Here is a 17,736-nt window from a genome sequence, read left to right as displayed (position 1 = left end):
GGCGGTTGCAGGGCGCGGCGCGATAGGGTCGAATCCGTTGTTCGGGACAACGCGGGAGCGAGTCGGAGGTAACGCCGTTGCAGGAATCGGACGCCGGCTCGGCCGCCGGGACGGGTACGCCGCGCCGCCGCGGTGACCGCAGGGCGCAGCTCGCCCGCATCGCTGCCGAGCTGTTCTGCCTGCGCGGATACCACGCGGTGGGCCTCGGCGACATCGCCACCGAGGCCGGCATCACCGGGCCCGCGATCTACCGGCACTTCGAGAACAAGCAGGCGATCCTCACCTACGCCGCCGAGGACCTGGCGAGTGCGACCAGCGGCGCCGTGCAGACCGCGCTCGCACAGGCCGGCGACGACCCGTGGGCCCGCATCGACGCGATCGTGGGTTCACTGACGAAGCTCGTGATCGAACGCAGGGCCAGTGCGCAGCTGTATCAGTGGGAGCGGCGGCACCTCGACCCGGAGGACCACGCCCGGTTCACCGCGACCCTGGAGACGCTGGTCGACACCGTCGCCGGGCTCGTCGGGGAGGGGCGTCCCGGGCTTCCCGAGGCCGACCGTGCGACCGTCGCGACCGCGGGACTCAGTGCGATCGCCAGCCTCGCCACCCACCGCACCACCGTGTCGGCACGGGTGGCGCAGCGGGGACTGCGGAGCATCGCGCTCGGCGTGCTCGCCACCGGACTGCCGCCCCGGCTCAGCGGAGAACTCGCCGAGCAGCGGCCCGAGCCGCCCGCGGCGAGCCGGTTCGTCTCCCGGCGGGAACGGCTCGTCGTGGCGGCGTTGCGGCCCATCCGCGAGCGGGGCTTCCACGCGGTCACCATGGAGGAACTCGGCGCGGCCGCGGGCATCGGCGGCTCGAGCGTCTACCGGCACTTCTCGAGCAAGGCCGAGCTGCTCGCCGCCGTCTACTACCGCGCGGCGGACCGGTTGACCGTGGCCACCGGCACGGCCATCGAGTCGGCGACCGAACCGGGCGAGGCGCTGCGGGCACTCGTCGACGCCTACGTCGGCTACAACTATTCGGACAGTGACCTGGCTGCGGTGTACCGGTCCGAGTACGGCAACCTGCCGCCCGACGACCGGCGGCACCTGCGCAAGGTCCAGCGCGAGTACGTCGAACAGTGGGTGCGCCTGGTGATGGCCGTCCGCGGGGACACCCGCGCCACGCACGCGCGGCTCGCCGTGCATGCGGCGCTGAACATCGCGGGTGACCTGTGCATCCGGCGCAGGCGCATCGCCGACGCCGACCAGATCAAGCACCTCGTGTTCGCCGCGCTGGCCGGCTGACCACCACGCTCCGGCCGCGGGCCCCGCACCCTGCGGAGCCGCGCCCCGGCTTCCCGGATCGCGCGGTGGCGCTCACGCCTCGACAATCGAGCGCGTCAGCCCGAACCACCGCCCCGCGATCCGTGAAGGAGTACGAGATGGCCCGAGCCTCGGTCGCCGATCAGTTCATCGAGGTGCTGGTACAGGCCGGCGTGTCCCGCATCTACGGCGTCGTCGGCGACAGCCTCAACCCGATCGTCGACGCGATCCGGCGCACGCCCGGTATCGAATGGGTGCACGTGCGCAACGAGGAGGCGGGCGCGTTCGCGGCAGCGGCGGAGGCGCAGCTGACCGGAAGGCTCGCGGTGTGCGCGGGCAGCTGCGGCCCCGGCAACACCCACCTCGTCCAGGGCCTTTACGACGCCCACCGCACGGGCGCACCGGTCCTCGCGTTGGCCTCGCACATCCCGGCCGGTCAGATCGGCACGGGGTTCTTCCAGGAGACGCACCCCGAACGGCTCTTCGTCGACTGCAGCGGCTATTGCGAGACGATCAGCACGCCCGAGCAGGTGCCGCGCGTGCCGCGGATCGCGATGCAGCGTGCACTCGCCGGTGGCGGCGTGTCGGTGTTGGTGATGCCCGGCGACCTGGCTCACCGCGACGCCACCGAAGCGACCGGGACGAGCTCGTTCGTCACCGAACGCGCCGTGGCCGTGCCGCCGGAGACTCAGGTCCGCGCACTGGCCGACGCGCTGAACCGGGCCAGAACCGTGACGCTGTTCTGCGGTGCCGGGGTCGCCGACGCCCACGCCGAGGTCATGGAACTCGCGGGCCGGGTGCACGCGCCGGTGGGGCATTCGCTGCGAGGAAAGGAGTGGGTGCAGTACGACAACCCCTACGACGTCGGCATGAGCGGCCTGCTCGGCTACGGGGCGTGCTACCGGGCCACCCAGGACGCCGACCTGCTCGTGCTGCTCGGCACCGACTTTCCCTACGACGGCTTCCTGCCGCTCGAACGCACCGTGCAGGTCGACCACGACGCGAGCAGGCTCGGCAGGCGCACCCCGCTCGAGGTCGGCGTGCACGGCGACGTGGGCGAGACACTGCGCGCGGTGCTGCCACTCGTGGACCAGAAGACCGACCGCGGCTTCCTCGACGACATGCTCCGGGAACACTGCCGAGCCCTGGAGACGGTGGTCGACGCCTACACCAAGGAGGTGGGTGACCGCACGCCGATCCATCCGGAGTACGTCGCCGACGTGCTGGACGACCTGGCCGCCGAGGACGCCGTGTTCACCGTCGACACCGGCATGTGCAACGTGTGGGCGGCGCGCTACATCACGCCGAACGGGCGCAGGCGCGTGATCGGGTCGTTCCTGCACGGGACGATGGCCAACGCGCTGCCGCACGCCGTCGGCGCCCAGTTGGCGTACCCGCAGCGGCAGGTCGTGTCCATGTCCGGCGACGGCGGCCTGGCGATGCTGCTCGGCGAACTGCTGACGGTGCGACTGCACGATCTGCCGGTGAAGATCGTGCTGTTCAACAACTCGTCGCTCGGCATGGTCAAACTCGAGATGCTCGTCGACGGGCTGCCGGACTACCAGACCGACCACGCGGGCGTCGACTACGCCGCGATCGCCCAGGGAGCGGGAATACCGGCCACCCGGGTCACCGAGCCGGGACAGGTGCGTACCGCTCTGGCCGACGCGCTCGCACGGCCGGGCCCGGCGCTCGTCGACGTGGTCACCGATCCCAATGCCATGTCGATGCCACCGCACATCACCGCGCAGCAGATGAAGGGCTTCGCGCTGGCGGCGAGCAAGGTCGTCCTGGGAGGCGGCGTCGGCAAGATGGTCGAGCTGGCCCGCTCCAACCTGCGTAACATTCCGCGCCCGTGACCCGCGTCCGTCGACCGCTGTCTACAACGGACGTCCGCAGTGGACATGCGTGACCATCGTTCGGGGAGGCGCTCGACGGCGCCCGCACCACGGGACGACCCGCCACGCCGACGCGCTCGGCGCCCGCGACGTGCCCGATCCGTGGCAGGCGGTTCACGCGTGCTGCGGGTGCAGCAGCGCCATGACCTCCTCGTCGGAGACCGGACGGAAGTCGCGGTACCAGTTGCCGACCGCGCGCATCCAGACCCGCGGATTGGGGCACACGGTGCGGTCGGCGGCGGAGGACAGCTCCTCGAGCACGTCGGCCGGCGCGACGGGGATGGCGAGGGTGAGCAGCCGCGCACCGCGGGCGGCCACCGAGTGCAACGCCGCACGGGTGGTCGCGCCGGTGGCGATGCCGTCGTCGACGACGATCACGCAGCGCCCGTCCAACGGCACGGGCGGCCTGCCGCGGCGCAGCCGCGCGACGGTTCTGTCCAGTTCCGGAAACGCCTCGGCCGCGGCCCGGTCGAGATCGTCCCGGCCGAGCCGGCGATGCCGCAGGACGTCCGGATTGGCGACGACCGTCCCGCCCTCGGCGATGGCCCCGAGAGCCAGCTCCGGGTCGCCGGGCACGCCGAGTTTGCGGACACCGATGATGTCGAGTTCTCCGCCGAGCGCCTCGGCCACCGGCCCGGCGACGACGACCCCGCCCCGTGGCAGGCCGAGCACGAGCGGTCGCTGCCCGGCCAGGTGATGCAGCCGGGCAGCCAGCTCACGTCCGGCGTCGCGGCGGTCGGTGAACTCCATGCGCGCATGCTCCGTACGCGGGCAGGTTCCCGGGGAAGGTCCCCGCCGGTCCAGGGTGCGCGCAGTCGCCGCGGGTGTCCAGTGTGCGGGTGTCCGGTGTCCGGTGTCCGGTGTCCGGCTGGGCGGTCCCGCCCCGCGGCAGCGGTCACGGCCCGCACGTCACGGACGGCGCGTCATGGATGGCTTGTCACGGACGGCGTGTCACGACTCGGGGTAGCGCTCCGCGTGCACGACGGCGTCCAGGGGAAGCCTGGAACGCCAGCCGTGCCGTTCCAGGTCCGGGGTCTGCTCCAGGTGCGTCACCGGACCCAGGCACAGCCACGCGACCGGGCGGACCCGCTCGGGGATGTGCAGCAGCTCGCGCAGTACGGGTTCGCGGTAGAAGCTGACCCAGCCGACGCCGAGACCTTCGGCGGTCGCGGCGAGCCACAGGTTCTGGATCGCCAGGCAGACCGAGTAGAGGCCGGCGTCGGCGATCGCGTGCCTGCCCAGCACGGCGGGGGAGCCACGGTCCGGGTCGTAGGTGACGACGACCGACAGGGTCGATTCGAGGATGCCCTCGATCTTGATCTTCGAGAACGTCTCGGCGTCCTCGCCGGAGAGCTCGCGGGCGAAGGTGTCCCGCTCGGCGGCGACGTGGTCGCGGAACGTCTCGCGGGTGCCGCGGTCCCGCACGAGGACGAAGTCCCAGGGCTGACTCAGGCCCACGCTGGGCGCGGCGTGAGCGGCGCCGAGGATGCGGCGCAACACCACGTCGTCGAGCGGCTCGCCGGTGAACTGCCCGCGCACGTCCCGCCGCCGCCCGCAGAGGGCGTAGAACAGGTCCGCGACCTCCCCAGGGGTGTCGCGACCGGAGGGGTTCTCGCCGGAGCCGTCGGCCTGCGGGCCGCTCCGGTGCTGCGGGGCGCTCACCACTCGCGGTTCTTGAGTCCGACGAGCACCCGGTCGGCGAGCGCCGGGTCGACGGACTGCGGTTGCTCGGCGGGCGGGGCGGCGGCCTCGGGTGGCAGATTGCGGCGCTCCCCGCGGTGCGGCAGGCGCACCTGCGTGGCCGACATGCCCGGGGGCAGCGGAACCTCGCACCACACGAGCTTGCCGCGTCCCTGCACCGGGACGGCGCCCGTCCGGCGGCCGTCGATCACCGGTGCTTCGTCGTGGGCGCGGGCGAGCTGGTCGTCCTCGACCTCGATCACCAGGCAGTCGCCCTTCAGCCGGAGCCGTACGTTGACGAACCCGGGGTTCTTGTCGTCGGCGTGGTCGAGCACGTTCTGCACGAGCGCACGTGCCGCCTCGGACGTGGTGTCACGGAGCATCGGCAGCTGCCACTCGGTCAGCGAGAACTCGACGAACATGCTCGCGCAGTTCAGTGCGCTGGGCATGGCCACGAGCCGGATGTCGTCGACCTGTGCGGTGTGGCTGCTCACTCGTGATCCTTCCACGGCGCGTGTCGGCGGGGCCGCCGGCCGCGCGGCGGGCCCGGGTGCTGTCGATGCGGTCGTCGGTGCTCGGTTGTCGTGTCCGGTCCGGCTCGGCCGGTGGTCGTACCGGGTGTGGTGCCTCCCGTGAGGATCGCACGTCCGGACACCCGTCCGGCAGGGATCCGGTCACTCTAGGTGTGATCTGTGTGGCAGTACATGGGACACGGACGGTGATTCCCGTCCCACGAACGGGTGCACGCCACGCTTCTTTGCGGTGGTGAGAGTAAGGCATCACGGCGCGCGACTACGCAGGGACTGCTAGTGGACATCGGGGAGGGCGTCTGCTTGCATATGCCACCGTTGGTCGGGGGACATACGGCCGAATTCCGAGGCCCGTACGCGAGACTCAAGAAAGTGTGGACACCGAATGGCGAGGCGGGCGAGAGCGCGGGAAATTCTGGAGCGCTCGCGTGTGTTACTTGACCGCTCCCGGGTGGCGGCGGCTCAGCTGCTGGATCCTCCACGGCAGGACGGGGAAGGATCCGACGGGACGGCGATCGCCGCCCTGGCGCAACCCCTCCCGGCGCGGGGCGGCGAGCAGCAGCAGGCACTGGTCGACATGTGCGCGAACCTCGCGCTCCGCGACCTGAACCTGGTCGACACCCTGCTGCAGGAACTCGAGAAGATGGAGATCGACGAGGAGGACGAGGAGCGGCTGGGTCAGCTGTACCGCCTCGACCACCTCGCGGCGCGGCTGCGGCGCAACGCGGAGAACCTCCGGGTGCTCGCGGGCAAGGACGCCGGTGGTCCGTCCACGGACGCGTTGTCGCTCGTCGACGTCGTGCGTGGCGCCATGTCGTCGATCGACCAGTACTCCCGCGTCACCATCGGGCGCGTCGCGTCCCTGGGCGTCGCCGGGTTCGCGGCGGAGGACATCAGCCGACTGCTGGCGGAGCTGCTGGACAACGCGGCCAACCAGTCGCCGCCCAACGCTCCGGTGCGGGTCAGTGCCCACCTGACCGACAGCGGCAGCGTGCTGCTGCGGATCGAGGACGAGGGCATCGGCCTGCCGCCGGACCGGATGGACGACCTCAACCGGCGACTGTCGCCGGTTGAGACCGAGATCGACGAGGTCATCGACGACGAGGCGGTCCGCAGCATGGGCCTGACCGTCGTGCGGCGACTGGCCGACCGGCACAAGCTCACCGTGTCGCTGGCCAACCGGCTGCCGAGCGGTACGACCGCGACCGTGCTGCTGCCGTTGGCGCTGGTGACCGAGGTGCCGGACGCGATGTGGTCGGGCAACGAGACGGTCTTCTACTCCCAGGGCCCTGGCCTGGTCGAGCCCGCGCCCGAACCGCCGGAACGCTCGGCGGGGGCCATCTCCGGCCAGCTGCCGCAGCGCGTGCCGCAGCAGACCGGTGCGGCGGCCACCCCGCCGCCCCCGGCCGAGGCCGCCCCGTCCCCGACCGACGCCGCTCCGCCGCAGGCGGACACCGCGGCTCCGGTCGAGGAGCCGCCCTCGCCGCGGCCCCGGCCGCGCCCGTCGTCGAACGCGACCGGCGGTACGACCGCGAGCGGGCTTCCCCGCCGCGTGTCGCAGAGCCTGAAGGACACCACCGCGGCGGGTGCGGGTTCCGGCGCGGGCACGAGCGGGTCGGACGAGCCGATGTCGGCTCCCGAGGACGTGCTCGAGGACCCGGTGTCGATGGAGGAGAGCCACGACCGGCTGCTGGCCGATCTGGACGCCTTCTCCGACGGTGAGCAGCTCGCCGCCGAGAACGCCGAGAACGCCGAGGCCGCCGAGCCGGGCCAGGAGGGCGACGACGCTCCGCGGGCCAAGCACCGCAGGCTCGACGACGTCGGTGAGGAGGCCGAGTGAACCCGCAGGCCTCAGGCAAACAGAATTTCGCGTGGTTGATCAACGACTTCGTCCGCAAGGTCCACGGGGTCACGCACGCGCTGATCATGTCGTCCGACGGTTTTCCGCTCACCGCGTCCGACGAGGTCTCGACGGACGAATCGGAGCAGCTCGCGGCGATCGCGAGCGGGATGCTCAGCCTCGCGCGCAACAGCGCGACGCTGTTCGACAAGGGCGGGTGTGAGCAGATCATCATCCGGCTCACCCACGGCTACTTCCTGTTCATGGGCATCGGGAACGGCGCCGGCCTCGCCGTGCTGACCGGGCCCGACTGCGACATGAAGGTGGTGGCGTACGAGATGACCCAGTTCGTCCGCAACGCCGGCCACGCCCTGACTCCGGAAATCCGTGCCGACATGCGACGCGTGCTGACCGCCCGCAGGGCGCAGGCGTGACGACCCCACTGGTGAGGAAGTGACCACCGTGTCCACAGAAAATGGGGCCGGTCAGCCGAACCGGATGCGCAGCAAGCGGATCCGTCCTTACGCGCTCACCGGCGGCCGCACCAAACCGCGTTACGACCTGCTCGTCGAAACGCTGATTTCGGTGCCGCGTTATGACCCGAGCCTGGCGGACTCCCTGATGCCGGAGTCGCGTCGGCTGTACGAGCGTGCGCGCACGCGTGTGTCGATCGCCGAGCTCTCGGTGTCGCTGGGACTGCCGCTGGGCGTGATCCGCGTGCTGGTCAGCGACCTGGCTGCCCAGGGAGCGATCTACATCCACCCCACTGCGTACGCGTACGCGCACGATCGGAACGTACTCGAGAGGATCCTCGATGGACTCAAGCGGCTACCGGTCTGACGGCGCGCAGGCGGCGGCCGGCGGCGGCGACCCGGAACAGCTGGCGGTCTCGGCGAAGATCGTGGTCGCCGGCGGTTTCGGCGTCGGCAAGACCACGTTCGTCGGATCCGTGTCCGAAGTGCCGCCGATCAACAGCGAAGCCTGGATGACCGAGGCGGGTACGGGCATCGACGAGGCGCCCGACACCGCCCAGAAGTCGACCACGACCGTGGCGATGGACTTCGGCAAGATCACGCTGCACGACGATCTGCTGTTGTACCTGTTCGGCACGCCCGGCCAGGCGCGGTTCTGGTTCCTGTGGGACGACCTGTCCCGCGGTGCGCTCGGCGCCGTGGTGCTCGTCGACACCCGCCGGATCGACCAGTCCTTCGCGGCCATCAACTACTTCGAGAACGACTCGGACCTGCCGTTCATCGTCGCGGTCAACCGGTTCGACGGCGAGATGTACCACGACATCGAGGACGTCAGGGACGCGCTGGCGCTCGACGCGTCGATTCCGCTGGTCACCGTCGATGCGCGGGAGCCGAAATCCACGGCCGAGACGCTGCGTGAGCTCGTGAGCTACACGCTGGCGTTGGCCGAACTGTCTGACCCCGGGAGGGCACGAACGCATGCGTAAGATTCTGGTCGTCGGAGCCGGCCAGTCCGGACTCCAGCTGGCGCTGTCGCTGCTCCAGCACGGGTACGACGTCACCGTGATGTCGGCGCGGACCGCGGACGAGATCCGCGGCGGCCGTGTCATGTCGACCCAGTGCATGTTCAATGACGCGTTGCAGACCGAGCGCGACGAGGGCCTCAACCTGTGGGAGTCCGAGTGCGTCACGGTCGACGGCCTCGGCGTGTCGATCGCCGGTGAGGACGCCAGCCGCCAGCTCAACTGGATCGGCTGGCTCGACAACTACGGCCAGTCGGTCGACCAGCGGGTGAAGATGGCCGGCTGGCTGGAGCTGTTCGAACAGCGCGGCGGCAAGCTCGTCATCCACGGCGTGACGACGGCCGACCTGAACTCGCTGTCGACGATGTACGACCTGACGGTCGTCGCCGCGGGCAAGGGCGAGCTGGTGCAGCTGTTCGACCGCGACAACGAGCGTTCGGTGTGGACGAAGCCGCAACGTGCGCTGTCGGTCGTCTACGCGCACGGCGTCGAGCCTCGGCCGGAGCATCCGAACAACCGCGCGGTCCGGTTCAACCTGATCCCGGGTGTGGGTGAGCTGTTCATGATCCCGGGCTACACGCTGAGCGGGAACTGCGAGATCCTGTTCTTCGAGGGCATTCCGGGCGGGCCGCTCGACGTGTTCACCGACCGGCCGTCCCCGCAGGAGCACCTCGACCGCACGCTGGCGCTGATGAAGCAGTTCCTGCCGTGGGAGTACGACCGGGCCCGGAACGCCGAGCTGACCGACGACCGCGCCACGCTGGCGGGCGGTTACACCCCGGTCATCCGCAAGCCGGTCGGCACGCTGCCGTCGGGGGGCAAGGTGCTGGGCATGGCCGACGTCGTCGTCGCCAACGACCCGATCACGGGTCAGGGCTCGAACAACGCGGCCAAGTGTGCGGACTCGTACCTGAAGTCGATCATGGAGCGCGGCGACCAGCCGTTCGACGACGCGTGGATGCACGAGACGTTCGAGAAGTACTGGGACTACGCCCAGCACGTCACGAACTGGACGAACGCGCTGCTCACCCCGCCGCCCCCGCACGTCATGGACATCCTGGGTGCGGCGCAGGAGAACCCGGTCGTGGCGAAGCGGTTCGCCAACGGCTTCTCCGACCCGTCGGACTATCAGCACTGGTTCATGGACCCGCAGAAGGCGGCGGACTACCTGGCGAGCGTCTCCTGACGGGAGCCCCTCGGGCGAGGGGGCGTCCGCGGCTCCGACGGTGAGTCCGCGGAGTATCTCGGCAGCTGTCACGGCGGGCCGGCACATCGACGATGTGCCGGCCCGCCGTCGTCGGTCGGCGGGTCACGTTCCGGTGGGTGGGCGGGCGATGTGTTGAATAGTTCGCCGCCGCGGCGGGAACATGACATGCGTACCGACCGCGTGTCGTGGTCCGAGGGCCGGTGGTCCGAGGACCCGCACCCGAGCGGCCGACGAGGGGAGAACGGTGACGGTGAGAGGCGTGGGATCGGACGGACGGCTCACGCGCGCGTGGCGGCGGATCCGTCCGGGCAAGAACCCGTTGGCACGCAGGGGTGACCGTTGGGACGGCCGCCTGCTGGTGATGCTCGTGGCGCTCGTGATCGCGGCCGTGCCCGTCGCGGTCGGCTGGGGCGGTGACGTGTACGCGAGCAGGCTGGACGACGTCGCCCGCGACGCGGCGGCGAAACACCAGGTGACCGCTGTCCTGACCGCGAAGGCGCCGACCTCGGCGACGACGGGCTATGCGCGCGGTGTGCGCGCTCCGGCGCGGTGGACGGCGCCCGGAGGCGGCGAGCGCACCGGATCGGTACCCGCCCACCGCGGCGCCACCCGGGGCACGGAGGTCGCCATCTGGGTCGACCCCGGCGGCGCCGTCACCTCGCCTCCCGTGACGCGAACGGGCGCCGTCGTCGACGGTGCGAGCGCGGGCCTGGCCCTGTGGCTGCTCGTGGCCGCAGGGGGCGGGCTCGCCTACGGCGCCTTCCGCGTGCTGCTGGCACGGTCGCGGCAGGCGTGGTGGGACCGCGAATGGCAGCGCGTGGCACAGGACTGGGCGCGGCAGTGACGCCATGACGTTGTCGCGTTCCGCGTTGCGGCTGATCGCCGCGGTGGTCGTGTTCCTCGTCGCCGCCGTGGCGGTGACGCTGCTGGTGCTGCCGGGAGGCGGCAACGGTGAGGACCGGGCGCCCTCGGAGCCGGGCGCGGCGCCGAGCGAACCCCCGCGCAGGCCGGTCGTGGTCGTGAAGGTCGACAACGTCGAGCAGGCGCGCCCGCAGGCCGGTCTGTCGGCCGCGGACAAGGTGTACGTCGAACCGGTCGAAGGCGGGCTGACGCGGCTCGCCGCGGTGTACGCGAGCAGGCTGCCCGAGGCGGTCGGACCGGTGCGCAGCGCGCGGGAGACCGACATCGCGCTCGTCCGGCAGTTCGGCAGACCGGTGCTGGCCTACTCGGGTGGCGCACCGGAGATCGAGCCGCTGTTGAAACGCGCGCCGATCACGCTCGTCACGGACAAGACACGGCCCGGGGCCTATTTCCGCGGGGGCGACCGGCCCATCCCGCACAACCTGTACGTGCGCCCGCAGCAGCTTCCGGGGCAACAACGGGAGCGGGAGCCGACGCCGGTCACCCGACCGGGTGCGGCACCGGAGGGCGGCACACCGGTCGAGGCCCGCGCGGTGAACTTCCGCGACGCGCGCTACCGGTTCACGTGGTCGGCGGCCGACGACCGCTGGCGGATCTCGTTCAACGGGTCCCCGCTGACCACGCGGGAGGCGGGCCGGGTCACCGCGGGGACGGTCGTCGTGCAGCGCGTGGCCGTTCGCGAGGGCAGGCAGGTGCGCGATTCCGGTGGGCAGCTCTCGCCCGTGGCCGGGACGGTCGGGCGCGGCGAGGCGACGATCCTGCGCGACGGCACGGCGTTCGACGGCACGTGGTCACGCCCGTCGCCGGAGGATCCGACGACGTACCGCACCCGCGGCGGGCAGCGCGTGCCGGTCGCCGAAGGGCCGGTGTGGGTACTGCTCACTCCGCGGTGACGCACACGCCGCGCACGAGCGGGGCCGAGGAGACGGTCAGGCGTCCTCGGGGCGGGCGACCAGCACGGGACAGCCGGCGTTGTGAATCAGGGCGTGACTGGTCGAGCCGAGCAGCAGGCCACGGAACCCACCCCGGCCGCGGCTGCCCACGACGACCAGCTGCGCCCGGTTGCTCCATTCGAGCAGTTCGTGCCGCGGCTTGTCCTTGACCAGGACGCGTTCCACGGGCACGTCGGGGTAGCGTTCGCGCCGGCCCGCGAGGCGTTCGGCGAGCCGCCGTTCCTCGGTGTCGCGCAGCGGCTCCCAGTCGACGTACGTGTCGCGGAACGCGGAGGTGTCCGAGTCGCTCCACGTGTGCACCGCGACGAGCGCGACGCCCCGGAACGAGGCCTCGTCGAACGCGTACCCGAGGGCGCGTTCGCTCAACGGACTGCCGTCGACGCCGACCACGACCGGCCTGCGGTCGGGTTCGCCGCTGTCGGCGACGTCACCGCGGACGGACACCACGGGACTGTGGGCGTGGCCGACCAGCGCGATGGTCGTGGAGCCGACGATGAGCCCGGTGATGCTGCGGTGCGCCGACGTGCCGAGGACGAGCAGCCGTGCGGTGGCGGAGGCGTGGACCAGCGCCGGGATGGGCTGTTCCGGATCGAGCACGGTCGCCACGTCGAGCCGGGGCAGTCCGGCCGCCGCGACGGTGTCGATCGCCGATTGCCGCGCCGCGTGCAGGAAGGCCCACCGCTGGCGGCGCAGCTCGGCCTTGAACGACTCGGGCGGCAGTATCGACTCGCCCGTGTAGCGCTCGGGGTAGCCGGAGGCATGCAGGATGTGCAGGGGTGCGCGCCGGATCGCCGCCGCCCGCGCCGCCCACTGCACGCCGCGCAGTGCGGTCTCGGAACCGTCGGTCCCGACGACGACGGGTCCCTGGCCTCGGCCGGCTTCGGTCATCGGCGCCTCCCGTTCGTGATCTCGTCCGTCCTACGGGGACGGTACGCGACGGCGCGGTGGCGGGGTGTGGCGAAACTCCGCACGGGGACGCGATGTGCCCGTGCGCCGCGAACACCGCGCGGCGGCGCGACGCTGTGACGTTCGGGTGACGCTGTGACGTTCGGGTGATGCTGGGACGCGGGGTGATGCTGTGACGCCGGTGATGCTGCGGCGTCGGGCAACTCAGCGGGGCAGTCGCCGCCAGAGGGTACGCGGCAGCAGGCGCATGCCGAAGAACACCGGCCGCAGGATGCGCGGCACCCATGCGGTGTGCCTACCCGCGCGGAGCGCGGCGACGGTGGCGTCGGCCACCTGGTCCGGGGTGCTGGAGAAGGGGGCGGGCGACATGCCGTCGGTCATGCGGCCGACGACGAACCCGGGCCGCACCAGCAGCAGGTGCACGCCACTGCCTGCGAGGGCATCACCCAGTCCGCTCGCGAAGCCGTCGAGGCCCGCCTTCGCCGACCCGTAGACGTAGTTGGCCCGCCGTACCCGCACGCCCGCGACCGAGGAGAACACGACCAGACTGCCGCTGCCCTGGGCGCGCAGCAGATTCGCGAGGTGGGTCAGCGCGCTGACGTGCGCGGTGTAGTCGGTGTGGACGATCCGCAGCGCGTGGCCCGCATCGTGTTCGGCGCGCTGCTGGTCGCCGAGGATTCCGAAGGCGGTGACGACGACGCCGACCGGTCCGTTGGCGGTCATGATCTCGCCGAGGACGTCGGCGTGCCGCGCGGTGTCGTCGGCGTCGAATTCGACGCGGGCCACGGACGTGGCGCCTGCGTCGCGGAGGAGGCGTTCCTGCTCGTCGAGATCGTGGCTGCGGCGGGCGGCGAGGACGACTTCGGTGGCGCCCGCGCGGACGAGGCGCAGGGCGACGGCGACGCCGATCTCGCTGCGCCCGCCGAGGACGACGACGGTTCCGTTCATGACCCTCGAGTCTGCCCGGCGGTACCCGCGTCAGACGCCGCGGGGCACCGCGCACTGGACCTGAGCCAGTCCGGTCTCGTCCCGCTCGGTCGCCCGGTCCCTGGCCACGACGTCGCCGTCGACCGTGATGCGGCACTGCACGGCGGGGCGGCCTGCCTGTTTGCTCGCCGCGGCCACCCGGATGCCGAGGTGCCCGTCGCTGCCCGCCGGTTCGGTGAAGGAGTGGTCGAACGGTTCACCGCCCAGCGCCACCTGGGTGCCCTGGTCGTCGCGCAGTACCCGCATGAGCGTGTCGTCCGGACCGGACACGTGGATACGCACGGTGTGCGGGCCCGCGGCGTCCGGGGCGGTGTCGGGGGAGTGGTGCGGGTCCGGCGGCGATGCCGGGTGTGGCGGCGGGTGCGGGGCCGCCCGTGCGGCGTCACCCGGCTCGGGTTCGAGCGCCGCGCTGGCCGCCCCGGTGAACAGGATCGCGATGCCGAGTACCACGCCGACGGCGGCACGTCCGAGCTGCATGGGGCCCTCCTCGCCGGCGGATTCAGGTCCGGGAATTGTCGCACCCGTGACCGCCCGGCCACGCACCGCGTCCGCCGATACCGCCCGAACGGCCGCCGCGCGGGGACGACGCCACGGCCAGGGCGGGACGGGTACCCGGGACTGCGGCGACGTATCCGGGAGCGGCGACCGGTAGCCTGCGCGCCATGTCCGATCGGCTGTACTTCCGCCAGTTGCTCGCGGGCCGGGACTTCGCCGTGGGCGATCCCGTCGCGACGCAGATGCGCAACTTCGCCTACCTCATCGGGGACACCGAGACGCGGGAGGCCGTGGTCGTCGACCCGGCGTACGCGGCGGGCGACCTGCTCGACACGCTCGCCGCCGACGACATGCGGCTCAGCGGTGTGCTCGCCACGCATCACCACCCGGACCACGTCGGCGGCGACTTCATGGGGTTCTCCCTGCCGGGACTGGCCGAGTTGCTGGAGCGCGAGCAGGTACCGGTGCACGTCAGCGACGCGGAGTCCGAATGGGTGCGGCGCACGACGGGCGTGTCCGGCGACCTCGTCGCGCACGAACACGACGACCGGCTCGAGGTGGGCGCCGTCGGCATCCGGCTGCTGCACACGCCCGGGCACACGCCCGGCAGCCAGTGCTTCCTCGTCGGCGACAAGCTCGTCGCGGGTGACACGCTGTTCCTCGAAGGGTGCGGGCGCACCGACTTTCCGGGCGGCGACGCCGACGCGATGTACCACAGCCTGCAGGCGCTGGCGCGCCTCTCCGGCGACCCGGTGGTGCACCCCGGACATCTGTACTCGGCCGAGCCGTCGGCGCCACTGTCCGAGGTCACCGAGAACAACTTCGTCTACCGTGCCTCGTCGTTGGAACAGTTCCGGGCGATGTTCGGCGGCTGAGCCCCGAGCGCATGTGGGCACGACCCCGGCCGGGAGGGGCGGGGAGCGTGCTCAGCGCATGCCGAGCCTGCGGGTGAGCGTGATCTCGAGGACGACGCGTTTCGGGTTGACGCGGGGCGTGCGGTAGCGCCCGGCGTAGCGGCGCTCGGCCTCGGCCACCGCATCGGCGTCGTCACGGACGACGGCCCGTCCCTCGAGCGTCGACCACCGGCGCCCGTCGACCTGGCTGACCGCGACGGACGCACCCTCGGGACCCGCGCGGCGGACGTTGCGCGCCTTGACGCTGTCGCCGGAGCAGATGACCCGGGCCACTGCGAACTCCTCGTCCACGGTCACACCCACGGGGACGACGTGCGGTGTGCCGTCGGCGCGCGGCGTCGTCAACGTCGCGATGTGACGCTCGCGCCAGAACTCGGTCAGCTCGTCACTCGGCCTGGATGTGTCGGACATGCGCCCACCCTAGGCGCAGGCGGTCGCGAGGCGTACGCGGTGCGGTGTGGACGTCACGGACGTGGCGATCGGCCGCGCGGACACGGGCAGGGCCGGGCCGGGCCGGCGATCATCCGGCCGACGCGTCGATGAGCCCTTGGAGCGAGTCCCGCGTGGTCACGAGCTCGGCGATCCGCGAGTCGTACTCGGTGAGATGTTCGGCCAGGACAGGGACTGCGCACGGCTCGAGGCGCCCCGGCGCGCGGATGCAGTCGATCAGTTCGCGGATCACGCGGAGGGGCAGGCCTGCATCCAGGAGCTCCCGGATCCGCAGCACCTGGTCGACCGCGGTCGCGTCGAACAGGCGCTGCCCGGACGAGGACCGTCGTGCCGGCAGGACGCCCTGGTTCTCGTAGTAGCGCAGGAGTCGGGCGCTGACCCCGGTACGGGCGGCGAGGTCCCCCACCCGAAGTGGGGCATCCGTGTTTGCCCTTGTCACTGGTGTCAACTCCTACGTTGTCGGCATGGCGATCATCTCAACGTACGTCAACGGTCGTGTCGCGACCGCCGACGATCTCGCTCCGCTGGCCTTCTCCGGTTTCGCGCACTTCACGGCCATGCAGGTGCGCGACGGGGCGGTGCGTGGGCTCGACCTGCACCTCGACCGGCTCAGGACCGCGAGTGACGAGCTGTTCGGGCACCACCTGCCCGACGGCCGGATCCGCGAGCTGCTGTCGTCGGCCGTCGCGTCCGCACCGCCCGACGTCTCCCTCACGTGCCACCTCACCACGCGGCCCGGCGAGTTCCTGCAGAGCGGGGGAGCGGACGAGATCGACGTCCTGGTCACCGTGGCGGACCCGGTGACGCCGTCGGCGGAGCCGCTCGCGCTCGACGTCGTGCCGTACCAGCGGCACCTGCCGCATATCAAACACGTGGGCGAAGTCGCGAAGACCCGATTTCTCCGGCGGGCGGCCGAGCGCGGTTTCGACGATGCCGCGTTCGCGGATCCGGCCGGGCACCTGAGCGAGGCCACGATCTGGAATCTGGCGTTCCGGGACGGCCGAACGGTCGTCTGGCCCGAGGCGCCGGTGCTCCGCGGCGTCACGATGCAGATCGTCGAACGGCGGCTTGCGGCCCGTGGTGTGGACCAGGTGGTGCGGCCGGTCGGGGAGACCGAGCTGACGGCGGGACTCGCCGGCGTGGTCATGAATTCCTGGAGTCCTGGTGTCGGACTCGCCCGCATCGCCGACACGACGATGGAAGACCCCGGCGAGCTGGTGAGCCTGCTGCACGACGCCTACGAGTCGGAGCCCCCGGTCGCGGTGTGAACGCCGCGGTGTGAATGTCGCGGTGTGAACCGCGGCGGTCGTTTTCAGGGCAGCAGGCGGGACAGGGTCAGCGCGGCGGTGCGGACGGCGGGGGCGACACGGTCGAGCCGCATCCGATTGGTCCAGCCGGACAGCGAGAGCGCGGCGACGGCGGTCCCGTCCGAGCCGACCAGTGGTGCGCCGGCGCAGACCACCCCGACCCCGGATTCCTCACGGTCGTAGGCGATCCCGTCGCGGGCGATCGTCGCCAGCTGGGTCCGGAAGAGCCCGGGAGCGGTCACGGTCCGCGGGCTGATCCGGGGCAGGCCCGCGGTCACCACGCCGTCCACAACGGACTGCGAGGAGAACGCGAGGATCGCCTTGCCGACGGACGTGGCGTGGGCGGGGAACCGGCCGCCCACGCGGGAGGGCAGCGTCGGCGCGTCGGGCCCGCGGAGGATGTCGAGGTAGACGACCTCGGTGCCCTCCAACACGGCGAGATGTGCCGTGTTGCGGGTCGCCTCGCGGAGATCGGCGAGGTACGGCCGGGCCGCGTCGACCAGGCCCCGTTGGGCCGCGGCGAGCTGGCCGATCTCGAAGAGTTTCAGCGCGAGCCGCAGTCTGCCCCTGCCCGCGGGCTCCAGCAGTCCCTGGTCGGTCAGGTGTGCGGCGAGCCGGTGTGTGGTCGACTTCGGCACGCCCGTGCGCCGTGCCAGTTCGGACACGCCGAGCGCGTCGTCGCCGGCTCTGAACGCCGAGAGCAACGCCGCCACCCGAGCGGCCGTTGACGCGACACCGTCGGCGGCACCGTCCGCACCCGAGGAGGCGGCGTTGTCCCGAGTCGCGTTGTTCGCAGCCGCGTTGTTCGGAGCCGCGTTGTTCCGATGAGCGGGACACATACGTTGA

Annotated in this window: 20 protein-coding genes; 11 read left to right on the top strand and 9 right to left on the bottom strand. The window is 71.8% G+C overall.

The features are described from left to right. Positions 1–77 precede the first annotated feature (77 nt). Positions 78–1,289, top strand: coding sequence for a TetR/AcrR family transcriptional regulator (locus LY13_RS01800; protein WP_253826335.1), 1,212 nt, complete (start codon positions 78–80; stop codon positions 1,287–1,289). A 137-nt stretch (positions 1,290–1,426) separates the two neighbouring features. Further along, a complete protein-coding gene (locus tag LY13_RS01795) occupies positions 1,427–3,166 on the top strand; it encodes a pyruvate dehydrogenase (RefSeq protein WP_253826334.1) in 1,740 nt (579 codons plus the stop codon). Between the two features lie 153 nt (positions 3,167–3,319). Here LY13_RS01795 and LY13_RS01790 read toward each other — a convergent pair whose 3' ends face one another. The 3 genes from LY13_RS01790 to LY13_RS01780 all read right to left on the bottom strand — a co-directional run bounded on the left by LY13_RS01790 (position 3,320) and on the right by LY13_RS01780 (position 5,379). Beyond that, entirely contained in the window at positions 3,320–3,955 is a 636-nt protein-coding gene (locus LY13_RS01790; RefSeq protein WP_253826333.1) for a phosphoribosyltransferase, read from the bottom strand. 201 nt (positions 3,956–4,156) lie between these two features. Then, the gene (gene bluB, locus LY13_RS01785) at positions 4,157–4,777 is read right to left on the bottom strand and encodes a 5,6-dimethylbenzimidazole synthase (RefSeq protein WP_253826393.1); all 621 of its coding nucleotides are present in this window, start codon (positions 4,775–4,777) and stop codon (positions 4,157–4,159) included. 86 nt (positions 4,778–4,863) lie between these two features. Then, positions 4,864–5,379: an ATP-binding protein gene (locus LY13_RS01780; RefSeq protein WP_253826332.1), complete on the bottom strand. Its 516-nt coding sequence runs from the start codon at positions 5,377–5,379 to the stop codon at positions 4,864–4,866. A gap of 487 nt (positions 5,380–5,866) precedes the next feature. Between LY13_RS01780 and LY13_RS01775 the strand changes: the two genes are divergently transcribed. The 7 genes from LY13_RS01775 (at position 5,867) to LY13_RS01745 (ending at position 11,771) form a co-directional block, all read left to right on the top strand. Then, a complete protein-coding gene (locus LY13_RS01775; protein ID WP_308216247.1) occupies positions 5,867–7,255 on the top strand; it encodes a sensor histidine kinase in 1,389 nt (462 codons plus the stop codon). Beyond that, the gene (locus LY13_RS01770; RefSeq protein WP_253826330.1) at positions 7,252–7,689 is read left to right on the top strand and encodes a roadblock/LC7 domain-containing protein; all 438 of its coding nucleotides are present in this window, start codon (positions 7,252–7,254) and stop codon (positions 7,687–7,689) included. The genes LY13_RS01775 and LY13_RS01770 overlap by 4 nt, the downstream gene beginning before the upstream one ends. A 64-nt stretch (positions 7,690–7,753) precedes the next feature. Further along, positions 7,754–8,095 (top strand): DUF742 domain-containing protein, encoded by a 342-nt coding sequence (locus LY13_RS01765; protein ID WP_183653775.1) that lies wholly within the window; start codon positions 7,754–7,756, stop codon positions 8,093–8,095. Continuing rightward, positions 8,070–8,714: a GTP-binding protein gene (locus LY13_RS01760; protein ID WP_253826329.1), complete on the top strand. Its 645-nt coding sequence runs from the start codon at positions 8,070–8,072 to the stop codon at positions 8,712–8,714. The genes LY13_RS01765 and LY13_RS01760 overlap by 26 nt, the downstream gene beginning before the upstream one ends. After that, on the top strand, positions 8,707–9,936 hold the full coding sequence (locus LY13_RS01755; RefSeq protein ID WP_253826328.1) for a styrene monooxygenase/indole monooxygenase family protein: 1,230 nt from the start codon (positions 8,707–8,709) through the stop codon (positions 9,934–9,936). The genes LY13_RS01760 and LY13_RS01755 overlap by 8 nt, the downstream gene beginning before the upstream one ends. A 280-nt stretch (positions 9,937–10,216) precedes the next feature. Then, on the top strand, positions 10,217–10,801 hold the full coding sequence (locus LY13_RS01750; RefSeq protein WP_253826327.1) for an Rv1733c family protein: 585 nt from the start codon (positions 10,217–10,219) through the stop codon (positions 10,799–10,801). Positions 10,802–10,805: 4 nt separating this feature from the next. Further along, complete coding sequence (locus LY13_RS01745) at positions 10,806–11,771, top strand: DUF3048 domain-containing protein (RefSeq protein WP_253826326.1); 966 nt, start codon at positions 10,806–10,808, stop codon at positions 11,769–11,771. A 36-nt stretch (positions 11,772–11,807) separates the two neighbouring features. Here LY13_RS01745 and LY13_RS01740 read toward each other — a convergent pair whose 3' ends face one another. From LY13_RS01740 to LY13_RS01730, 3 genes are all read right to left on the bottom strand, one after another. Then, on the bottom strand, positions 11,808–12,719 hold the full coding sequence (locus tag LY13_RS01740) for a universal stress protein (RefSeq protein WP_253826325.1): 912 nt from the start codon (positions 12,717–12,719) through the stop codon (positions 11,808–11,810). 222 nt (positions 12,720–12,941) lie between these two features. Next, positions 12,942–13,685, bottom strand: coding sequence for a decaprenylphospho-beta-D-erythro-pentofuranosid-2-ulose 2-reductase (gene dprE2 / locus LY13_RS01735; protein ID WP_253826324.1), 744 nt, complete (start codon positions 13,683–13,685; stop codon positions 12,942–12,944). Between the two features lie 30 nt (positions 13,686–13,715). Next, positions 13,716–14,201 carry a hypothetical protein gene (locus LY13_RS01730; RefSeq protein ID WP_253826323.1) on the bottom strand — a complete coding sequence of 162 codons (486 nt, stop codon included), beginning with the start codon at positions 14,199–14,201 and terminating at the stop codon, positions 13,716–13,718. A 185-nt stretch (positions 14,202–14,386) separates the two neighbouring features. Between LY13_RS01730 and LY13_RS01725 the strand changes: the two genes are divergently transcribed. After that, positions 14,387–15,094, top strand: coding sequence for an MBL fold metallo-hydrolase (locus LY13_RS01725; protein ID WP_253826322.1), 708 nt, complete (start codon positions 14,387–14,389; stop codon positions 15,092–15,094). A 51-nt stretch (positions 15,095–15,145) separates the two neighbouring features. Here the strand turns inward: LY13_RS01725 and LY13_RS01720 are convergent, their stop codons facing one another. Both LY13_RS01720 and LY13_RS01715 read right to left on the bottom strand, forming a co-directional pair. Further along, positions 15,146–15,544: a pyridoxamine 5'-phosphate oxidase family protein gene (locus LY13_RS01720; protein ID WP_253826321.1), complete on the bottom strand. Its 399-nt coding sequence runs from the start codon at positions 15,542–15,544 to the stop codon at positions 15,146–15,148. A 109-nt stretch (positions 15,545–15,653) separates the two neighbouring features. Then, entirely contained in the window at positions 15,654–15,989 is a 336-nt protein-coding gene (locus LY13_RS01715; protein WP_253826320.1) for a MerR family transcriptional regulator, read from the bottom strand. A gap of 58 nt (positions 15,990–16,047) precedes the next feature. On the opposite strand from LY13_RS01715, the gene LY13_RS01710 reads away from it, so the two are divergent. Then, positions 16,048–16,851, top strand: a complete 804-nt coding sequence (locus LY13_RS01710) for an aminotransferase class IV (protein WP_253826319.1) — start codon at positions 16,048–16,050, stop codon at positions 16,849–16,851. Between the two features lie 44 nt (positions 16,852–16,895). Here the strand turns inward: LY13_RS01710 and LY13_RS01705 are convergent, their stop codons facing one another. After that, positions 16,896–17,729 (bottom strand): IclR family transcriptional regulator, encoded by an 834-nt coding sequence (locus tag LY13_RS01705; protein WP_253826318.1) that lies wholly within the window; start codon positions 17,727–17,729, stop codon positions 16,896–16,898. Positions 17,730–17,736: the final 7 nt, after the last annotated feature.

It is taken from the genome of Prauserella aidingensis (assembly GCF_024171865.1).
Lineage (GTDB): Bacteria > Actinomycetota > Actinomycetes > Mycobacteriales > Pseudonocardiaceae > Prauserella > Prauserella aidingensis.
This window is presented reverse-complemented; position numbering and strand designations above follow the sequence as displayed.